The 21,204-nt window shown below is 41.7% G+C and carries 19 protein-coding genes; 3 read left to right on the top strand and 16 right to left on the bottom strand.

Features of this window, described 5'->3' with window-relative positions; all coding sequences use genetic code 11:
• The 13 genes from ACIQCO_RS09600 to ACIQCO_RS09540 all read right to left on the bottom strand — a co-directional run bounded on the left by ACIQCO_RS09600 (position 1) and on the right by ACIQCO_RS09540 (position 14,890).
• Positions 1-300: a EutN/CcmL family microcompartment protein gene (locus tag ACIQCO_RS09600; protein ID WP_400427822.1), complete on the bottom strand. Its 300-nt coding sequence runs from the start codon at positions 298-300 to the stop codon at positions 1-3.
• Positions 297-1,043 carry a hypothetical protein gene (locus ACIQCO_RS09595; RefSeq protein WP_400427820.1) on the bottom strand — a complete coding sequence of 249 codons (747 nt, stop codon included), beginning with the start codon at positions 1,041-1,043 and terminating at the stop codon, positions 297-299. The genes ACIQCO_RS09600 and ACIQCO_RS09595 overlap by 4 nt, the downstream gene beginning before the upstream one ends.
• A 5-nt stretch (positions 1,044-1,048) precedes the next feature.
• Entirely contained in the window at positions 1,049-1,708 is a 660-nt protein-coding gene (pduL, locus tag ACIQCO_RS09590) for a phosphate propanoyltransferase (protein WP_400427818.1), read from the bottom strand.
• Positions 1,701-2,663, bottom strand: coding sequence for a DNA-binding transcriptional repressor DeoR (locus tag ACIQCO_RS09585; RefSeq protein ID WP_400427815.1), 963 nt, complete (start codon positions 2,661-2,663; stop codon positions 1,701-1,703). Before ACIQCO_RS09585 ends, pduL begins: the two co-directional genes overlap by 8 nt.
• 331 nt (positions 2,664-2,994) lie before the next feature.
• On the bottom strand, positions 2,995-4,350 hold the full coding sequence (locus ACIQCO_RS09580; protein ID WP_400427813.1) for an aspartate aminotransferase family protein: 1,356 nt from the start codon (positions 4,348-4,350) through the stop codon (positions 2,995-2,997).
• Between the two features lie 43 nt (positions 4,351-4,393).
• Entirely contained in the window at positions 4,394-5,860 is a 1,467-nt protein-coding gene (locus ACIQCO_RS09575) for a CoA-acylating methylmalonate-semialdehyde dehydrogenase (protein WP_400427811.1), read from the bottom strand.
• Between the two features lie 176 nt (positions 5,861-6,036).
• Positions 6,037-7,653, bottom strand: coding sequence for a PucR family transcriptional regulator (locus tag ACIQCO_RS09570; RefSeq protein ID WP_400427809.1), 1,617 nt, complete (start codon positions 7,651-7,653; stop codon positions 6,037-6,039).
• Between the two features lie 78 nt (positions 7,654-7,731).
• On the bottom strand, positions 7,732-7,950 hold the full coding sequence (locus ACIQCO_RS09565; RefSeq protein WP_400427807.1) for a hypothetical protein: 219 nt from the start codon (positions 7,948-7,950) through the stop codon (positions 7,732-7,734).
• Between the two features lie 50 nt (positions 7,951-8,000).
• Positions 8,001-9,419: a dihydropyrimidinase gene (gene hydA / locus ACIQCO_RS09560; RefSeq protein ID WP_400427805.1), complete on the bottom strand. Its 1,419-nt coding sequence runs from the start codon at positions 9,417-9,419 to the stop codon at positions 8,001-8,003.
• Positions 9,420-9,440: 21 nt separating this feature from the next.
• Positions 9,441-10,727, bottom strand: coding sequence for an NAD-dependent dihydropyrimidine dehydrogenase subunit PreA (gene preA / locus ACIQCO_RS09555; RefSeq protein WP_400427803.1), 1,287 nt, complete (start codon positions 10,725-10,727; stop codon positions 9,441-9,443).
• Positions 10,728-10,749: 22 nt separating this feature from the next.
• Positions 10,750-12,102 (bottom strand): NAD(P)-dependent oxidoreductase, encoded by a 1,353-nt coding sequence (locus ACIQCO_RS09550; protein ID WP_400427966.1) that lies wholly within the window; start codon positions 12,100-12,102, stop codon positions 10,750-10,752.
• A 525-nt stretch (positions 12,103-12,627) separates the two neighbouring features.
• The gene (locus ACIQCO_RS09545) at positions 12,628-13,224 is read right to left on the bottom strand and encodes a branched-chain amino acid aminotransferase (protein ID WP_400427801.1); all 597 of its coding nucleotides are present in this window, start codon (positions 13,222-13,224) and stop codon (positions 12,628-12,630) included.
• A 136-nt stretch (positions 13,225-13,360) separates the two neighbouring features.
• Positions 13,361-14,890 carry a DHA2 family efflux MFS transporter permease subunit gene (locus ACIQCO_RS09540; RefSeq protein ID WP_400427799.1) on the bottom strand — a complete coding sequence of 510 codons (1,530 nt, stop codon included), beginning with the start codon at positions 14,888-14,890 and terminating at the stop codon, positions 13,361-13,363.
• A 212-nt stretch (positions 14,891-15,102) separates the two neighbouring features.
• On the opposite strand from ACIQCO_RS09540, the gene ACIQCO_RS09535 reads away from it, so the two are divergent.
• Positions 15,103-15,975 (top strand): TetR/AcrR family transcriptional regulator, encoded by an 873-nt coding sequence (locus ACIQCO_RS09535; RefSeq protein ID WP_400427797.1) that lies wholly within the window; start codon positions 15,103-15,105, stop codon positions 15,973-15,975.
• Between the two features lie 43 nt (positions 15,976-16,018).
• Here ACIQCO_RS09535 and ACIQCO_RS09530 read toward each other — a convergent pair whose 3' ends face one another.
• Together ACIQCO_RS09530 and ACIQCO_RS09525 are read right to left on the bottom strand one after the other, a co-directional pair.
• The gene (locus ACIQCO_RS09530) at positions 16,019-16,420 is read right to left on the bottom strand and encodes a hypothetical protein (protein ID WP_400427794.1); all 402 of its coding nucleotides are present in this window, start codon (positions 16,418-16,420) and stop codon (positions 16,019-16,021) included.
• Between the two features lie 96 nt (positions 16,421-16,516).
• The gene (locus ACIQCO_RS09525) at positions 16,517-17,035 is read right to left on the bottom strand and encodes a PaaI family thioesterase (protein ID WP_400427792.1); all 519 of its coding nucleotides are present in this window, start codon (positions 17,033-17,035) and stop codon (positions 16,517-16,519) included.
• A gap of 56 nt (positions 17,036-17,091) precedes the next feature.
• On the opposite strand from ACIQCO_RS09525, the gene pepF reads away from it, so the two are divergent.
• Complete coding sequence (pepF, locus tag ACIQCO_RS09520) at positions 17,092-18,906, top strand: oligoendopeptidase F (RefSeq protein ID WP_400427790.1); 1,815 nt, start codon at positions 17,092-17,094, stop codon at positions 18,904-18,906.
• 126 nt (positions 18,907-19,032) lie between these two features.
• The gene (locus tag ACIQCO_RS09515; RefSeq protein WP_400427788.1) at positions 19,033-20,082 is read left to right on the top strand and encodes a sulfite oxidase; all 1,050 of its coding nucleotides are present in this window, start codon (positions 19,033-19,035) and stop codon (positions 20,080-20,082) included.
• A 57-nt stretch (positions 20,083-20,139) separates the two neighbouring features.
• Here the strand turns inward: ACIQCO_RS09515 and ACIQCO_RS09510 are convergent, their stop codons facing one another.
• Complete coding sequence (locus tag ACIQCO_RS09510; RefSeq protein WP_400427786.1) at positions 20,140-21,120, bottom strand: VanW family protein; 981 nt, start codon at positions 21,118-21,120, stop codon at positions 20,140-20,142.
• Positions 21,121-21,204 lie beyond the last annotated feature (84 nt).

Genomic DNA, 21,204 nt, shown 5'->3' with positions numbered 1-21,204 from the left:
CTAGTTACCCCCTTTATTAAAGGTTAAGGACCCTTGTATCTCAATCTGATCGACAATTCCCACGATTGCCGCATCAGCAGGCACACCGTTTGTAATTTCTGTTTGCCGTGCAGAACTTCCGCTGACGAGTAAAACGACTTCCCCGACACCAGATCCAACTGTATCGATTGCGACAAGTGGTTTTCCGTCTTCTTCGATACTCCTCATATCAAGCGGTTGGACAATAAGAAGTTTCTTCCCTTTTAATTTCTCTGCTTTGGTGGTAGATACAATCGATCCAACCACTTTACAAATGATCATAGCGTCCCTCCTTTCGAGGAATCGACCTGCTTAATATCAATCTTTAATTCTTTCGCCAAGTCCTTTGCCGAAGGTGTCACCTTACACCAAGACGGAACAACAATTTCTCTTAATCCATCTCGATCCGCTTTTTCTACATGCTTTGCTAGTATAAGAGCTTTCTTTTCTTGGAAATCCTTGTACTGGTCCTCCACCGTTGGAATTAGTTTCTTTAACGGCACCCATTTCACGTCATCTGCTTGAATCTGCCTAATGTATGACTGCAGTCGTTCCTGAACAGAATGCGGCGCATAGATTTGCTGATACACATTCGGTTCAACATAATCGTTTGCGATGACGATTGGCTTACCAACTAATTGGTATTGAATCGCTAACCACACTGCTAATTCATCATCGATTGTTAAGGCAAGCTTCGAAATCAATTGGTAAGACGCTGCCGGAACAACAAGAACGGCTGATTTTTCCATTATGGCATTCAATTCTTGCTGTGAAGTCTCTTCTAATAAAACATATGTCTTTCCGCTCAACTTAGTAGTTGCCTGGAGCCAATCCTTTGATAAAATTAACGTCACCTCGTAAGAATTCAATAACGGGGTAACCGCTTCCAAGATTTCAGCTGGATTAGGAGATTGATAGCCTAAAAGTATAGCAATCGGTTGTCCTTTTTTCATTTGCGACTTTTCATTTAAGTAGGCTTCGACAACCTGCTGGACAAGCATTTTAACCTGCAATTTGACATCCACCAGCATTACTCCCCACTCACTTTATTTCGACTTTCAACAGCAACAATTTCACCTAGTTGTCCATTTTTGATATTTGCAGCATTTGCTTCATCCAGGTCAATATGCATCTCAAGCTTGTATTTGGGTGAAACTCGAATCAAAACATTGGAGAAAATAATCCCGCGTGCTCCAGCTACTTTCACTTGAACACGATCTCCATCTGAAACAGCAAACGCTTCGGCATCTACAGTGTGCATATGAATATGGCGTGCGGCACATATCAGCCCTTCTTCAATGGTGATTTGCCCGCGCGGACCTTGGATTGTAATCGATTCTGAACCTTTAATATCGCCAGAGTTACGAATCGGCGGTTTCACACCGAGCGTAAAGCCGTCGAATAGGGACACTTCCACTTGCGTGCTGCCCCTTGCGGGCCCGAGAACTCGAACATTTTCAATCTTACCCTTTGGACCAATTAAGGTAACAGTTTCCTTTGCGGCAAATTGATTCGGCTGGGAAAGGGCTTTCAATTTATTTAATTGGTAGCCTTTCCCGAAGAGCCGTTCGACATGTTCAGGTGATAAATGAATATGCCGGTTTGAGGCTGCAATCGGAACCTGCTTAGCTGATTGGAGCGTATTTTTGACAATCTTTTCGACAAGTTCTCTAATACTCTCTTTATCCATTAACGTTATCACCCCCCATTTCGAGTAAAGCCTTGGCAGTATATTGATCAGTAATCAGTATATTTGCGTGCCTGCCATTCAGGGCACCATAAATACCATCCACTTTCGTGTTACCGCCTGCAATCAAGATGCCATATTCTTTTCCGGCCAAATGAGAGAGTTCAATGCCAATTGTACGGTCATTTAAAGCTTCATGGCTTATCTGTCCGTCAATATCAATAAACCTGGAGCAGATATCACCGACTGTGTTATTTGATCGTAAAATCTCGACATCACTTTCTAAAAAGTAACCCGCGTGCATGAGGGTAGATTGTTCGCCAGGCTCCCCTACCGTGAAAATCGCGATATTTGCCTGTTTGCCTAATTCTAATATTCTTTTTACATGCCTGTCGGCAACAATTGCCTGCTTGACAACGATATGGTCTACCACCGCCGGGACCGGTAAGAAATGTGGTGTCGTATTGAAGGCATTAGCAAGGCCGTTGACGATTTCTGATGCAAATGTGTTTGACTCAGAGTAACTCACCCCGCCATTCAGCTGAACAATCGTAATATCCTTTACATTCTTTGGCTGCAGTTTTTTCACAAGTTGATAAAGGGTTGTTCCCCAAGTAATTCCAATGGTGTCGCCGTTTTGAACAATTTCATATAAATAATCGGCAGAAACATCTCCCAGCTTCTCTTTGATGAGTTCATCCTCATACTCTGGAATCGAAGCGACAATGCAATGCTTTAACTGGAATTTTTCCTTCAGCTGCATTGCCAATTCTTGAACATCTTCGGCCGGATTAATTATTTTAATATGGACAACACCTTCTTGAATCGCTTGATCCAGAAGCCTGGAAACGGTGGGGCGCGAAATACCTAACTGTTTCGCAATTTCCTGTTGACTGTAGTCTAATTGATAGTACAATTTCGCCACTTCAACGAGGCGCGAAATTCTTTCATCCGCCATTTTATCCTCACCTAATTTTTAATGTTATCAAAATCGGAAACTTGAAGAAAACGATTACAAACTATTGTTTAACGAAACCTTGCATTTTTTCACGAGAGCGGAATACGTGAAATTATGTAAATCTTATGTGAACAATTGCTAAGTTTATTATAACTCATTCAAATGTTCTGTCAATTATTACTTCGAAAAATTTCGACATTTTTTCACAGGGATTCACGAAATGAACCCCATCCTATTAAAATATTGATATTGTGACTTTATGTCCTAAAATGAAAAAAAAGAACGCTCGTAATTTACAATTTGTAAGTTACGTGCGCTCTTCTTTATCGAATCAACGGATTTTATCCAGTGATTCTGTCAGTGTTTTGACTATAAAATGTAAATCCTTCTGTTCAATGTTGAGTGGCGGTGCTAATGTTAACACATTATTGTATCCAGCTACAGTTGCTCCGTTTTTGCCAATGATAATCCCTTCCTGTTTACAATTGGCAATTACTTGGTTAACAAGGGCTGCATCTAACGGTTCCTTTGTATCCTTATTTTTCACTAATTCAATCCCTACCAACAATCCTTTACCACGGACATTTCCTACATTGGGGTGGTCATGTAACAAGTTCGTTAGATCATTCAGTAATTGTTCACCTAAATCTCTGGAGCGGTCAAATAAGTTTTCCTTTTCCATAATCTCGAGATTCTTTAACGCAAGTGCACAGGCTGCGGGATTGCCGCCAAACGTATTCACGTGACGGAAGTAATCATACTCCTCATTCCCTTTAAACGATTCATAAATGTCTTTACGAACTGCTGTCGCCGATAGCGGCAAATAGGCACTGGTAATCCCTTTCGCCATGGTAATGATGTCTGGCTTCACCCCATAGTTCATAAAGCCAAATGGTTTACCAGTGCGGCCAAATCCGCAAATGACTTCATCGACAATTAATAATGCGCCGTGTTTTTCACAAACTTCTTTCGCTGCCTGCATGTATCCATCCGGCGGAACAAGCACACCGCCGCCAGTGATAATCGGCTCCATAATCATCGCGGCAATCGTTTCACTTAGCTCCCAGGTCATCGTCCGGTCGATTTCTTTTACGGAAGATAATTCCCTTGGGTCAGAGACGTTTATATCATCTCGGTACGAATCTGGAGGTGATACATGGATAAACCCTGGTGATAACGGCTCATATTTATATTTTCGTTGTGCCTGCCCGGTTGCTGCCAATGCACCCATTGAGTTGCCATGGTAGGCACGGTACCGCGAAACGATTTTATAGCGATTATGTTCGCCCATTTGCTGATGGTATTGCCTTACGATTTTAAAAGCAGTTTCGTTCGCCTCTGAACCGCTGTTCGAGAAAAAGATGACATAATCATCGCCAAGCATTTCATTTAATTTTTCCGCTAGTTTAATAGCCGGAACATGGCTTTGCGATAGTGGAAAATAGGCCATTTCCTTTAATTGTTCATAAGCAGCTTCTGCAAGCTCCGTCCGGCCGTAGCCGACATTGACACACCATAGACCTGCCATCGCATCTAAGTAGCGTTTTCCGTCGGCATCGGTTACCCAGGAACCCTCCGCCTTTGTTGCTACAATGGTGGCATTCGGATTATAAGGCTTCATCGAATGCCAGACATACTTATCATCCTGTTCCAATAATGTTTCGTGGGGACCACTCGTTTGAACCATATTCTCTCCTCCATTTCTTGTAATTTGGTGCCTGACACTATATTTATGCATCAAATCTAGAGGTAATCATTTTCTTCCGTGTATAGAAGTTTAATCCGTCTTTTCCGTTCACATGCAGGTCACCATAGAAGGAATCCTTCCAGCCTGAGAATGGGAAGAAGGCCATTGTGGCCGGAACGCCGACGTTGATCCCTAACATGCCGGCATCTGCTTCTTCACGGAACTGACGGACAGCTTTTGCGTTATTCGTATATATAGTTGCTCCGTTTCCGTACCTCGATTTACGGATAAATTCTAACCCTTCATCTAAATTATTCGCGCGCAGCAGACTTAAGACCGGGGCAAAGATTTCATCCTTAGCGATCGTCATCTCCGGAGTAACATGGTCAAATATCGTGGGCCCGAGGAAATTTCCTTCTGGAAGTTCCTCCATTTCTCTGCGTCCATCCCTGATCAAGTCTGCTCCTTCCGCCACTCCTTTTTCGATATAGCTTAATGCCTTTTCACGGTGTTCCTTGCGGATGACAGGAGTTAATAATACCTCGTCATCCATGCCGTTCCCGATAATTAATTCATCTGCCTTTTTCTTCAACGCTTCAACAAATGGCTCATTATCGCCGACAACGACAACGGCACTGCAGGCCATGCAGCGCTGCCCGGCACTGCCAAATGTGGAACTTAGCACATGCTGCACCGCCTTATCCATGTCAGCATCCGGCATGACAATATGGTGGTTTTTTGCACCAGAAAGGGCTTGAACCCGCTTGCCTTCAGCAGCTGCCCGCTGATAAACATACTTTGCCACCACCTGCGAGCCGACAAAGGAAATTGCGGCAATATCCTTATGCTCGAGTAAGCCGTTGACCACATCATGGGCACCATGTACAACATTTAAGACACCATTTGGTGCTCCAGCCTCTGTGAATAACTCCGCTAAGCGATTAGCTAAAATCGGTGTCCGTTCAGATGGTTTCAAGACAAAGGTATTTCCACAAGCAACAGCGAGCGGGAACATCCATAGGGGCACCATCATCGGGAAGTTGAACGGGGTAATCCCCCCAACAACACCCAACGGATAACGGAACATTTCTGAATCAATGTCCTCAGCAATTCCTGAAAGTGTTTCACCCATCATTAAGGTTGGTGCGCCTGAGGCGAATTCAACACACTCTATCCCGCGCTGTACTTCCCCATACGCTTCCTTGTAAGCCTTTCCATTTTCCTGAACAATCAACTTTGCCAATGCTTCATGGTTTTCAGTTAACAGATAGTGATATTTGAACAGGATCCTTGCCCGCTTCGGTACCGGGACGTTTTTCCACTTTTTAAACGCTTCTTTAGCTGCTGCAACAGCAAGATTGACGTCCTCTTGTGATGAGACCGGAACCTTTGTTAATAGTTCATTCGTTGCCGGATTCGGTACATCAAGTGTTTGATTGCTGTTCGAGCTTACCCATTCACCGTTAATAAAGTTTTTTAATACCGCTGTATCATTTTTTGTTACGCTCATTCTGAAACCTCCTTGTTTTGTAAAAATAATCGATTGAATTTTCCAACAATAAAACGTTGATACCATCATTATCTCGTATCGATAGACGGCTTTCATTAGACAATCCGTAAAATAACTGGAAGCAATTCTACGACAAATTGAATATTCATTTAACATTTTGCTTATACCGAGTCGATTTACAAGGCTTGATTTGCTTTCTTAAACTGGGAAGCCGACAGATAATCATGAACCAAAAGCATAAATTCGATCGCCACACGTTTTTCATGCTCCATAAAGTCTTCTCCCAAAAGGTTTTCGAGTTTATGGAGACGATGATATAAAGTTTGTCTGACGATAAATAGCTTGTTCGAGGTTTCCTGCTTCGACCCATTACACTCCAAATAGGCTTTTAACGTTTCTAACAATTTGCCATTGTATTGTTGATCATATTGAATGACGGGCTGTAAATATTCAGAAGCCAGTTCATGTAAATCGTTATGTCTGCTCATTTGCGAAATCAGCCGATATAAATGCAAATCTTCATAAAAATGATAAATTTGTTTGTTCGTCATTTTTTGTTGAATCCGCAGCGTTTCTTTAGCTGTTTGATAGCTCTTATGTACCTCACTCAGTGATTGAATAAACTTACCCGCCGCAATGACCAACTTTGCCGTATTTTGCTGGCGGATAAATTCTGAGTCCTGAATCGATTCAATCGCCTTTTTAATTCGTTCCTTTAGATTTTTTTTCGCTCGATTATTTAACAGAATAAAGGTAATCTCATTTCTTTTTTCGACGAAAAAGACAGAAAAGCCATTCTGTTCAAAAACAGAGCGAAGTAATAATTTGAAGTAAGTAACATCCTGACTTGATTTTTCCTTAACAGGGATTAGTTTTGTGATTAATACCGCGACATCACTTGTTTTTGGTTTGATTCCATTCTCAACCAGGTATTCGTGAATATCTTCGAGTGAATGTTCGCCGTCAAGCCAGCCGCGCAGCCACTCAAATTCTTCGACGCGCTTTTTTTCCTCCACAAACAAATCTCTTAATAAATGCTGGGCTAATGCGGTAGCCGTTCGATCTAAAATCAATGAATCGTATTCGCTGATGGGAATATCCTTTGAATAGATTGCCAATTCGGCATATTCCTGACCAAACAAAAAAATCGGTGCCGAGGCAATATGATCATAGGGCAGCGTTTTGGCCTCTTGAAGCTTAGCGATGATGGAAATTTGTTCATGGCGGTTGATTTCAGGTACAAATTCATACTCCTGGCTTTTCAAGCGGAAAATGATTTGCACATCCAATGCTGAGAAAATAAATTGAAGGATATCTTCATACGTTTCAATAGTAAGAAGTCGTTTATTTAAGCTCTGAGAATAATTCTCTAAGTCAGAAATTTTCTGGTATTGCTGGTTAATGATGATGGAATGGATGTCCTGTGTAATTTCAACAAACGGCACTTCATTTTGGAAAATAATGATTGGGAATTGATGTTCATTTGCAAGGTCAATAACCTCGGCCGGGATCTCCGCTATGTATGTCCCCATCTCAATACATAACCCCGCTGCGTTGTTTTCCAGGAACGCCTTCACCATCGACACAAATAGTTCAACATTATCCTTCCAGGCCACACCTGTTGACAAAATTAGCTCGTTCCCATTTAAGAGGTTGCGAATACTTGTTACCTCGACAACATGAACCCATTTAACTATTCGCTGGATGCCCTCCTCCCCTGCAATAACGATTGAGTTTTCAAAGTGCTTTCGTTTCAAAATATCTGCGGTCGTTAATTGAAAATGTTCTTTCATCTGATTAGCACTCCTTGAAAAATAAGACATATACTTGGAAAAAGATTGGTTTTTCAACCAACCCCTTTCCCATTTTTATCAATTTTTAGGCTGATTCTGACTAATTAACAGACTGGAAAAATATTTCCTTCCGTTGGCCGTTCCGATCAGTAAGGTTTCAGTGACTTTTCCATTTGGGTGCAAAAAGTCAACAGATGCCCCATTTAAATGTTCTCTTACTCCGTTAATTTGACAGCCTTTTTGGATAAGAAAATCAATCTTGTCTCGTTCATCGAGGTATTGTTGATAGTCTGACATCGTATCCCCATCCTGTTCTGAGTTAATATATAAAGGAAAGTTGATATTTCTTAGATAGATAAGGTTTCATTTTGATTTAAAGGTGTATTTGTGCGATATTTCGCTCGCTTCAAATATTGACCGGAACCTGGTTTACCGACAAACTGTTTTTCACGGACGACATATTCACCACGCACTAGCACAGAAACAGGTTCCCCGGTGACCTGCATACCTTCAAACGCATTGTAATCGACCGCCATATGGTGGGTCTCAGCAGATATAACCCGTTCGACATTCGGATCAAAAATCACAAGGTCGGCGTCAGTCCCAACAGCAATCGTTCCTTTTTGCGGATAAAGCCCAAAGAGTTTCGCGGCTCTTGTCGAAGTAAGGTCAACAAATTGGTTCAGACTGATCCGACCTTTCTTCACCCCCTCCGAAAACAAAATCGCTAAGCGGTCTTCAATAATCGGACCGCCATTCGGGATTTTCGTGAAATCATCCCGGCCTAAATCCTTTTGCCCGTTAAAATCAAACGAGCATTGATCGGAGCCGATAGTTTGCAGCTGACCGCTTTTTAACGCATTCCAGAGAGCTTCTTGGTTCCACTTTTCACGGAGCGGCGGCGACCAAACATATTTGGCTCCTTCAAAATTCGGCTTTTCTAAATAGCTTTGATCAAGGACCAGATATTGCGGGCAGGTTTCGCCCCAGACATCAAAGCCCTTGCTGCGCGCCTCAGCAATTTTTTCGGCCGCATCAGCACAGGAAACATGAACCACATATAATTGCGAATTGGCCAGTCCGGTAAACCTAGCAGCACGGCCCGTTGCTTCTCCCTCTAATTCCGGCGGCCTTGTTAACGCATGATAAATCGGTTCTGTATTCCCTTCGTCGAGGGCTTTCTTCGTTAAATAATCAATGACATCGCCATTCTCGGCATGGACCATAACCAAGGCGCCAAGGTCTTTTGCGGTGACAAGCGTCTTGAACAAGGTTTCATCGTCTGCCTGGAAGACATTTTTGTAAGCCATAAACACCTTAAACGAGGAAATTCCTTCTTCATTAATGACCTGTGGCAGTTCCTTTAGAACATTCTCGTTGATTTCCGAAATCATTAAGTGGAAACCATAGTCAATCACGGCTTTGTCCTTCGATTTATCATGCCAGGTTTGAATCGCATTTTTTAGCGGCTCGCCCTTATTCGTTAAACAAAAATCAATGACCGTCGTCGTACCGCCGAAGGCAGCAGCCATTGTTCCCGTTTCGAAATCATCTTTTGTGACCGTGCCGCCAAAGGGCATATCTAAATGGGTGTGCGGATCAATTCCTCCTGGAAAAACAAGACAACCTTTGGCATCAATAACCTCAGCGCCAATGGCAGAGAGATTCGAGCCAATTTGCGTAATTTTTCCATCTTCGATTAATAGTTCTGCTTGAAAAGTGTCAGAAGCGGTGACAATCGTTCCATTCTTAATGATTTTTTTCATATATTGAATCCTCCTAATCTATTATTTAGCAACGTCTGCTTTGCACTCGACTGCGACACTTAAGGCCGTTTGCCGTTCATTCCAAGTCATTGGCGCCAGCTCTCTAGGTGCTTCAATCATGTCGATTGCTCCATCAACCGGGCAGACAATTGAACATAAATTACAGCCGACACAGTCTTCTTCTCTAACTCTCAGATAGCTTTTTCCATTTGCATCTGTAAGCATATCAATGCATTGATGGGAGGTATCCTCACAGGCAATATGGCATTTATTACAATTGATACATACTTCCGGATTGATTTTTGCGACAATGTTGTAGTTCAAGTCCAAGTTACCCCAATCGGAGTATTTTGGAACGGATTTCCCGATAATATCAGAAACGGCTACAATCCCTTTACTATCTAAGTAGTTATTGAGGCCATCAATCATATCTTCAACAATCCGGAAGCCATGGTGCATCGCAGCAGTACAGACTTGAATACCAGTTGCCCCCATCAGCATAAATTCAACTGCATCCTGCCAATTGGAAATCCCGCCAATTCCGGAAATTGGTACATTGATATGCGGGTGCCTTGCACATTCGGCAACCATATTCAAGGCAATCGGCTTAACCGCAGGGCCGCAATAACCACCGTGTGCCCCTTTTCCGGCGACATGCGGGATGGTATTCCATGAATCAAGGTCCACTCCCATTAGGCTATTAATGGTATTGATCATACTGATAGCATCGGCACCGCCATTGCAGGCTGCTTCCGCAGTTGCGGTTATATCGGTAATATTAGGCGTTAATTTAACGATGACAGGAGTTTTCGCTACTTCTTTCGCCCAATAGGTCTGGCGTTCAACAAGGGCTGGGACCTGACCGGAGGCCGAACCCATTCCGCGCTCGGCCATACCGTGCGGACAGCCGAAGTTTAACTCGAGCCCATCAACCCCGACATCTTCAACGCGCTTTACAATTTCATGCCATTTTTCCTGTTTCGGTTCGACCATTAACGAAGCGATAATCGCATGGTTCGGGAATTTCTTTTTCGTTTCATAGATTTCCTTTAAATTGACATCTAATGGACGATCGGTAATCAGCTCAATATTATTGAAGCCGGCGACTCTTTGCCCGTTAAAACCAATTGCGGCAAATCTTGATGTAACATTTAGGATTGGGTCGCCAAGTGTTTTCCAAACTGCTCCCCCCCAGCCGGCTTCAAAGGCTCTTTGAACCTGATAACCCGAGTTGGTTGGGGGTGCTGATGCCAGCCAGAATGGATTAGGAGATTTTATTCCCGCAAGGTTTATACGTAAATCAGCCATTATTTTTCCTCCTTATGATCGATTAAGCTGTTCCCACAGCGGTAAATTGCTTGTGAATCGCGTAGGCGACATCTTTGCCCTGCTGTGCTGCCGTTACGACCATGGCATCGCCTTTTCCTTTGCCAAAAATGACGTCGCCGCAGGCAAATATTTTGGGATTCGAGGTTTGAAGGGTTTCTTTATCGACCTTTACAACCCCGCCTTCATGTGTTAGACCAAACAGCTCAATCAAATCCACATATCTTGTTTGTCCAATTGCTTTTACAACGGCATCTACCGGTAGGACATGCTCCGACCCTTCAATTGCTACAGGTCTCGGGCGTCCATCCTTTTCCGGCTCTCCTAATTCCATCTTGATACACTCAATGCCGGTGACCTTTCCATTCTCGTCACCGATAATCCTTTTTGGTGCTGTTAACCAGCGGAACTCGACGCCATCCTGTTTGGCAAATTCGTATTCAAAGTCATAAGCCGTCATTTCCTCTTCTGTTCTTCTGTAGAGAATTTTGACGTTTTCAGCACCTAAACGGACCGAACAGGTGGCTCCGTCAATCGCAGTATTTCCGGCACCGATGACAACGACACGCTTGCCTTGATAGTCATTAGACAACTCCCCATTCTTTGTTGCTTTGACAAATTCAATCGCATCAAAGACTCCATCTAGATTCTCGCCTTCAATGCCAAGGTTTGGCACATGGGCCATTCCAATAGCTAATATGACTTTATCGTAATTTTCAGTTATTTCTTTTACTGAAATATCCCGCCCGACCATTGTGTTCGTTCTGATTTTGACATTCATTTTTTCAACCTGCTCAACTTCCCAGAAGGAAATCTTCTGCGGCAATCGGAAGGAAACAATGCCGTAGGTATTTAATCCGCCAGCTTTCTCGGCTCCTTCAAATATCGTTACATCATAGCCAAATCTTGCAAGTTCACGGGCCGCAGATAATCCGGCAGGACCACCGCCGATAACAGCAACAGTTTGTCCATTTGATTCACCAGGTTTAAATAGGGTCTGTTCATTTTGAATGGCCCAGTCTGTCGCATATCTTTGCAGATTGCCAATCATAATTGGTTTTGTTGAAGAATTTAGGACACATGCTCCTTCACAGAGTTCTTCTGTTGGACAAACCCTGGCACAGCTTGCTCCCACTGGGTTCGAAGACATAATCGTTTTTGCGGATCCAAGAAAATTCCCTGAGGCAATTTTCTTAATAAAGGTTGGAATATCGATACCTGTTGGACAGGCTTTAATACATGGGGCATCATAACAATAGAGGCAGCGATTGGATTCTTCCATCGCTTCTTGGTTTGTCAGTCCTAGTTCCACCTCTTGAAAGTTTCTTTCAAGATTTGAAAGGGAAATTCGTTGCATTTTTTCAATCGCCAATGCGAAACCCTCCTTTTAATCAATGGTTTATAACCCAATTAATTCCTTGAAAATGAAAGCGCTTAAATTATTGTCCACCTCTGGTTTCGGAAAAACTCCACTCCCCTCAAGTTCATTTATGTAGTTTGCAGAATATTCTGCAGCTTATCTTCATTTTACAGACCCACTGCTGGCAATACACCTAACAACTTGTTAAATCATGCAGCTGTTTCATTATCCACTATGTAAAATGATTTACTTTCTTAAAAATAGCCTCCTTGTCCATTATTCTGAATTCTCTACCAATTTACCATATAAAAAGTAAGGATATTGTAAAAAAAACTCGAAATCTATCAATCTTTCTTTTTATCGAAAAAATTCATTATTCTCTGAACATCATGAATTCTAACTAAAAAAACAGCTTTCCTTCGAAATTTTTCTAAAGAAAGTTTTCGACATTTTGTCGAATCATCATAAAAAACAGGCATCGGATTCTCTTCCGATGCCCATTTCGATCCTGTTTTCTTTACACTATCTTTCTTCCGCCGCTTCGACGAGCTTAAATAAAAACCGATAAATTAACTGAAACGCTTCGCCCATGGTCATTTCTTCCGTGAATCCTTCTACATAATTCAGGGCGAAATTCAGATTCCATAAACCGTCATCATGACTAAACATTAAATCGAATTTTGCTTCTCCGCCATGTAAATGACTATTCAAATGCTCCTTTAAGGTTTTTTCGAATTTCTTCTGAAGTTTTAATCCTAACATGACGTCATAAGTCCCGAAGACATCGTCCGCCTCTAATGAAACAGCTTCAACTCCAATCAACTCAAACCAATTGGACTCTAAATAAATAAACTCATTTTTATGCTTTTTCAGGTAAACGAGTGGCTCCGATAAGAACGAGGAATTCTCATTCTTTAGCATATTTTCTGATTCTTTATCACAACGTTCAATGTAGGCATCAGCGAATCGAGTATTAGCATCCTTCTCAACAAAAAGATTATCGACCGCCAGTTGATTTTTCTCTGCGTATTCTTTTTCTTCTTTATAAATACCAAAACCATCAGCATTTTCGTTAGCTTGTTGTACTGTTATGTATTGCATAATTCGGTCTTTTAACATGCGATATCCTCCTATCAAAATCTTCTCCTATTAATATTGAGCATTTTTAGAAAAAAATCAAATTTTGCCTAAAAAAGAATCGAGTTAAATTAAAATAAAAGAGGTGACCATAGAAAGTCACCTCCTGGATTGATATTTAATTTTCCGCTAACTTAGCCGTCATCTTTTTAGCTGCTGATTTGACATCGCCAGGGTCTTCCGCTTGTTTTGCCCGTTTAATAAAGAAAGCAAGAACGAGTGCAACAACGGCAATACCGGTGGCAATTAAGAATGAGAAATTTATTCCATTTAACATTGCTTGCGCCATAACTTGTTGTTTCATTTCTTTGATTGCAGCTGGAGTCGGCTGTTCTGTAAAGTGTTTCATAGCAGCATCACCGAGTTCTTTCGCCTTCGATGCCGTACGGTTTGTCATAATCGTTACCAATAACGCGGTGCCAATCGCCCCGGCTACCTGGTTCATGGTATTGTTCATGGCAGTACCATGTGGATAGAAACGTGTTGGTAATTGATTCAGCCCATTTGTTGAAACCGGCATCATCACCATAGACATACCGAAACTTCTTATTGAGTACAGAATAATTAAATGTGTATAGCTAGTTGTCAGTGTTAATTTGCTAAATCCATAAGTCGTCACGACGATAATTAGTAAGCCCAGGATTGCTAAAATCCGTCCGCCAATCTTATCAAATAATTTCCCTGTAATTGGCGACATAATGGACATCAAAATCGCTCCTGGCAGCAGCAAGAGTCCAGCATCCATTGGAGTAATTCCCCTTAGTGTTTGAACATAGATAGGGAGAAGTAACATTCCAGAAAACAAAGCCATATTAACAACCATTGCAATGGCAGATGATAAAGCAAACATCGGGTATTTATAAATTTTGAAATTAAGCAAGGGCTGTTCTTGATTTAATTGACGTAATATAAACACGATCAAAGAAATAACCCCAATGATTATTGTCCCGTAGACCTGCGGACTATCCCACCCTTTACTGCCGGCAGAACTAAATCCATATAGGATTCCGCCAAAACCGATACTGGATAATAGTAAAGAAAGAAAATCAAGACGAATATTAACTTTTTCCTTCTTATCTTTAAGCATAAAAAATCCTATTAATATGACTACAATAGCAATTGGTGTCACAAAGTGGAATAGCATTCTCCAGTCATAATGTTCAATGATCCATCCCGATAATGTAGGCCCAATCGCCGGTGCAGACATTAATATTAATCCGAAAACTCCCATCGCTGCCCCTCTTTTTTCTACTGGGAAGCTAATTAACATAACATTCATTAAGAGTGGCATCAAGATGGCTGAGCCAGAGGCTTGGATCATTCGGCCCGCTAATAATATTGGAAAGACATGGGCAAATCCTGCAAGGATGGTTCCGAATGCGAATAATCCCATGGCAGCTAAAAATAATTGCCGGACGGAATATTTTTGAATTAAATAGGCTGTAGCTGGAATCAAAATTCCGTTTACTAACATAAACCCTGTCGTTAGCCACTGAACCGTTGCCGGTTCAATTTTTAAGTCCTTCATAATTGATGGCAAGGCAATGTTTAGTAATGTGTTATTTAAGAATGCAATAAAAGCTCCAATCATCAAAACCGCAATAATCCCGTACGGTGGACGCTTGGTTTCTTTTATAGTTTGAGTCATTAAATTTCCCCCTATAATATTAGTACATTTTTTTATACCCCTGTTATACACTTAGATATAATATACTCTCAGTTCAACTTTTGCAAGTAAAAAAAACATAAAAATTATGAGTTTGTATTCAGTCTATAAATAAGGTAGTATAAATTTATACAGTAAGTACAAATCTAATTAAAGGTGATAATATGTACAACCGGAAACAAAATGTGATTAAGATGGCACATCAATTATTTGTTGAAAAGGGCTTCCACGCTACCTCTATTCAAGACATTCTAGATTATAGCGGGATTTCTAAAGGGACATTTTATAATTATTTTTCATCAAAAAGCGAGTTATTAATCGGTATTTATAAAACGATTTTCAAGGAACTAGAAAAAGAACGCACTGATTTACTAGTGGGCCATGATCGATCGGATATCGAGATATTTATGAAACAACTGGAATTGCAGCTGATTTTAAATAAAAAGAATAAGTTAATCGCCCTTTATGAAGAAGTTATGGCTTCCAATGATATCGACCTTAAACAATTCATTCAACGTACTCGTTTGAGTACACTTCATTGGTATTATGCAAGGTTCATAGATATCTTCGGTGAGGATAAGAAACCATACCTGCTGGATTGTGCCATCATGTTTCAGGGAATATTACAGCATAATCTTCAATATAATCGAATGGCATTTGAAACAGGGGAAAAAATCAGCCATGTAGTTCGATACAGCGTCGGGCGTTTAGTGAAAATGGTTGAAGAAGTTGCCGAATCCGGCAGCCAATTGCTTGAACCTGAGCATTTGGAAAAGTGGCTGCCGTCTTGTAACAACAATAATCAAACATTTAAACAACAACTCCTTCACCAAGCTGTCTCGTTGCGGAAAGCGATAACGAAGAATTTCCTTACTGAAGGCGAACAGGAAAAATACCTCGAACTGTTAGACTTTATCCAGGATGAATTATTGCATGGACATAAGCCCCGGAAATTTCTAATTGAAAGTGCTTTAGGAACTTTAAGCAGTTCATTTTTGAAAAAAGAATTGAAGCAGCTGGAAGAGCTGATTGAAGAATACTTTAAGCAATTAGAGGAAGTTCACTAAATAAATTTACCCCTAATCAATTGATTAGGGGTTTTTACTGGCTTTATGTACCGATGTCACTAGTAAACAATGCTTGCTGAACATCCCAAATGATGAAATACTTCGAGTATTGCCTAGTTTCAACAATAGCCTCTTTACCTTCTTTAACAAAGATTAATCCCGAACCCATTTGTTCTTCATATATCCAGCCTTTTGATTTCATAAATTCCTTAACGATATCATATTGACTATCCCCGATATTTTTCGATAAATACCGGCTTCGTTTTTCTGTTTTAGAGAACTGCACGTAGTCAGAATCGAAAAGATGCAGTTTCATGGCGGATACCATTAATGGAACTGGATTTCCCTCCTGAAATAACACAGACCCAAAAGAACTTATAATAATGGCTGACCCAAGTGCCAGCAAAATAATGAAAGTAATAAATATTATTTTCAGCTTCCCCATCCGTTTTCCTCCCGATCAAACCTCTCATACTTCATTAGACGGCTTAAGGGTGGTTTTTGTTTCAAATTGGGATATTTCAGTTATATTACAAGATATTTACTTGTTGGTAAAAAAGGTGCTTGGCATGACGACAGCGACGACTTCTCCGCGTGCGCAAAGAACATCATTTGCAAAAACCTCAGTTTCCACTTTAAACTTTTTCGGGTGAATTTCATGGACAATTCCAACAGCCTTTAACGGTACACCATGTGGAGTAGGCTTGAGAAAATTCACATTTAATGAAGCGGTTACAAAACGCGGCGGGTCAACTTTTTCTCCAGGCTCATGACCCTTTTTCCGATGCAGCGCCAAGGCTGCGGAACCTGTTCCATGGCAATCAATCAGCGAAGCAATAAGTCCGCCATAAACAAATCCCGGCAATGCAAGATGAGCTTTTTCAGGAGTATAAATCGTTACCGTTTGCTCACCGTGCCAGCCGGTTCGAAAATGGTGTCCCGCTTCATTCAAGCGGCCGCAGCCATAACACCAAGCAAAATCATCCGGATACTCATCTTGAATGGCATTTACTATTTTTTCAACCAAAGTGATTCCCCCTTTTTCAGAAAAGTATAACATATTTCTCAACCTGTGATAATATTTAGTAGTACGAAATAGTTAAGGAGGAATGACTTATGAAAAAAACAATTGAAAAACGGCTTACCCGGGCTGAAGTACCGAAGGAATTGACATGGAATCTTGTGGATTTATTCCCGTCTGAACAGGCTTGGGAAGCAGAATTAGAAGTAATCGACCAAGAAATTTTACGATTTGGAAAATTTAAAGGTACCTTACATACTAGTCCAAACGCTTTACTTGATTGTTTAAGTGCCCAAGAACAACTTTTGATGAAACTAATAAAGGCTGGGACTTTTGCAAGCCTGAAACAATCGGCCGACGGAACCGATCCGCTTAATCAGGCAAATTCAGCTAAATTCTCGGCCCTTCGTACAAAAACTATGGCGGCCATGTCGTTTATTAACACAGAAATTCTTGCCCTTGAGGATGGGACAGTCGAAAAATATCTTCAGGAAGAACCTGGACTTGCAGATTTCCGAAAAAATCTGCTCGAGCTGCTTGAAACAAAAAACCATATCCTTTCACATGAAACGGAAGAAGCACTGGCAGCACTTGGCGAACTGCAGGGAGCTCCTTATCAAATTTATCAAATGACCAAATTAGCTGATATGGATTTTTCTTCAATTGAGGATGAAGAAGGAAATGAACTTCCTGTATCGTTTGCCTTATTTGAGAGCCGCTACGAATTCTCACCTGATACAGCGGTCCGCAGAAAAGCATATGACTCGTTTGTTTCATCGTTAAAGCAATATAAGAATACCATGGCAGCTACGTATGCAGCTGAGGTGAATAAGCAAGTTACGCTTGCCCGCCTGCGGAAGTACGAGTCTGTTACACATATGCTGTTGGAACCACAGCAAGTAACACTTGAAATGTATAACAATCAGATTGACATTATTTATAAAGAATTAGCACCGCATATGCGCCGTTTTGCCCAATTAAAGCAAAAGGTTTTAGGTCTCAATCAGCTATTGTTTTGTGATTTAAAGGCCCCACTTGATCCGGATTTCAATCCGGAGACGACCTATGAAGAGGCTAGTCAAGTAATCTTGGACTCTCTCCAAGTTATGGGACCTGAATACTGTTCGATTATTGAGCGGGGTTTTAAAGAGAGATGGGTTGACCTAGCAGATAATGTAGGCAAATCAACCGGTGCATTCTGCTCTAGTCCATATGGTGCGCATCCATACATTCTAATTACTTGGCAGGACAATATGCGCGGCTGCTTCACCCTTGCACACGAATTCGGCCATGCGGGACATTTCTATTTAGCAAATGAAAATCAGCGAATTATGAATGTCCGTCCCTCCATGTATTTCGTCGAAGCCCCTTCAACGATGAATGAAATGTTATTGGGCCAGCATTTACTCGCCGGGACGGAAGATAAACAAATGCGCCGCTGGGTAATTCTGCAGCTGCTGGGAACCTATTATCATAACTTTGTCACCCATTTACTTGAAGCGGAGTATCAGCGCAGGGTGTATGCTCTTGCTGAAGCTGGCAAAGCCCTTACAGCACAAACATTAACAGAAATCACCGGAGCGGTCCTTTCAGAATTCTGGGGGGACACTGTTGAAATTGATGAGGGTGCAGGCCTGACTTGGATGCGTCAGCCCCATTATTATATGGGCTTATATCCATACACGTACTCCGCAGGCTTAACGGCGTCGACTGCAGTTGCCCAAATGATTCAGGAAGAAGGTCAGCCAGCCGTTGACCGATGGCTTGATGTCCTTCGAGCTGGCGGCACAATGAAACCGCTGGAACTCTTAAAACACGCAGGCATTGATATGTCAACACCAGATCCAATCCGCAAAGCAGTAACATATGTGGGCTCATTGATAGATGAATTAGAACGGTCATATGAATAGTTTAAACGACTAGGGTGTCAGGCACCATGTGAATATTTCACATAGTGCCTGACACCCGTTTTTTTTATTTTAATTTTACTTGAATCCCGAGCATACCTATTATTAATCACTTTTTAGGAGGTTATCATGCCGAAGCCATCGTTAATTGTCCGGAAGTTAGAGCCGGAAAACAAAGAAACACCGATTCAGTTTATTGAATCTGGTCCTATTGACAATAAGTTGTTTTTTCGCAGAAATCACTTTTCCTACCCAAGTCTCTCTCATGCAAGCTATTGGCTCCATGTCAATGGATTCGTTAACCATCCAAAATTGTTCTCCCTCGAGGAAATTCGTAAGCTTCCTTCGAGAACGATTAAAGTTGTCCTCGAATGCGCCGGCAATAAGCGTCATTTCTTTGAACCGAAAGTGTATGGAGAACAATGGGAAAAGGGAGCAATTAGCGAAGGTTATTGGAAGGGCGTTTCGCTGAGGCATATCCTTATGCTAGCAGGTATAAAGCAAAGTGCTAGAGAAGTTTTAGTCGAGGGCTATGATAATGGATTAAGAACAGACATAGATAAAATCATTACTTTCTCCAGAAGCTTGCCCATGGAAAAAGCGCTGCACCCCGACACCATCATTGCCTATGAATATAATGGGCAGCCGATTCCCTTTAAGCACGGGTATCCACTAAGATTAATTGTTCCGCAGTGGTACGCGATGGCCTCGGTAAAGTGGATAAAACAAATATCTGTCATAGGGTCAGGATTTAACGGCCCTTTTCAAACAGTCGATTATGTTTATTATCCCAATAAAGAAACCGATGTGGACGCTTATCCCGTCACGATCCAAAATGTAAATTCTACCATTCAAAAACCATTAAATATGGAAATTCTCAATACAGGAAAGCACGTGATTAAGGGGATTGCCTGGACAGGAATGGGCGTGATTACGAAAGTGGAAATCAGTTTGGACCGGGGTCAAAACTGGTATACCGTTGTAATTGCGAAGCCTGCTAATCACGGCTATGGGTGGACCTTCTGGACATATGAATGGTCCGTAACCAAAAAAGGAGAATACACCATCATGACAAGAGCAACCGATTCCGATAACCGGACCCAGCCCGAAACCCCATTCTGGAATCAAAAAGGCTACGGCAACAACGCCATCGATAAAATTTGGGTAAAAGTGGAATGAGGTGTCAGGCACCATGTGAATTTTTCACATAGTGCCTGACACCCATAAATGACACCCTTAATTCGCTTTTTTAAGCAGGCCTTGATAGGCTTGTGATGTTCTTACTTCGATTGTTAATGTGCCTTTGCCATAGACGGTTTTTATTAGGAATGGGACTCCGGTTGTGTTTTGAAACTGGAAGTCCGGTCCGCCATAGGAAACTGTCGCATCCCTTCCTGCAGGCACATAGCCGACAGACAAGGAATGATGATGTTTCTCTACATACTTCACGCCTAATTTGTCAACAGCATTGAATAAGGTGGAAGATGTCTGGCAAATGCCTCCGCCAACTCCATCTACTAATTTTTTGTTGACAATTTCTTTCGCTATTTGATATCCATGGGCGGCATCACTCGGGCCCACAGTCGTATTAAATGAAAAAATATCCCCGGTGCCAACAATGATATTATTAATAGCTTGTGCCGAGAGCTCTATATTTTTTGAACGGCCAACGACCGCGCTGCTAAATTTTGTCGTAAAGGATGCGACAGTTACTTCATCTAAATGGGCAGCGTCCTCCGGCTTATAGCCGCTTTCAGTCACATATAACGGCAGCTCGACATCACCGCCCACTTCCGATACCTCCATCAGCTTTTCAACCAACTCGGATTCCTCTAAGATGATTTTTGGCTTTCCTTTATTAATTTGGCCATTGGCGTCCAGTTTATCTAAAATCATTCGCTGGTCATATCCAGGCGATTGATTGGTTCCCCGCGCCAGCTCCTTGGCCCACTTTTCCATTTCCTTTTTATATGTGTCATTGTCTGTTCCAAACCCCAAATCTACCGGTAGAAAGGATTTGACTAAATCCTTCGTATTAGGGTCGATGACATTTACCACAATAGGCTTCGGTGCCTCTTCTTTCTTTGGTTCATCCTGGGGCTTCTTCTCAGGCTGTTTTTGCGGCGCGGTTACCTTTCCTTCTAAAGACTTATCTTTTGCTGGCTTTTCGCTACATCCCGCCAACCCTATTAAACTACTAATTAAAAAAATTGACATGATCCACGTCCGCTTTTGGATTTTCCGCAACTTCTCCACTTATCCTTTCATTAAATGCTGTATAACAAAAATACAAATGGAAGC

Source organism: Neobacillus sp. NPDC093127, from assembly GCF_044754175.1.
GTDB lineage: Bacteria > Bacillota > Bacilli > Bacillales > Cytobacillaceae > Neobacillus.
Note: the sequence above shows the minus strand (reverse complement) of the source record. Positions and strands in the feature narration are given on the sequence as shown.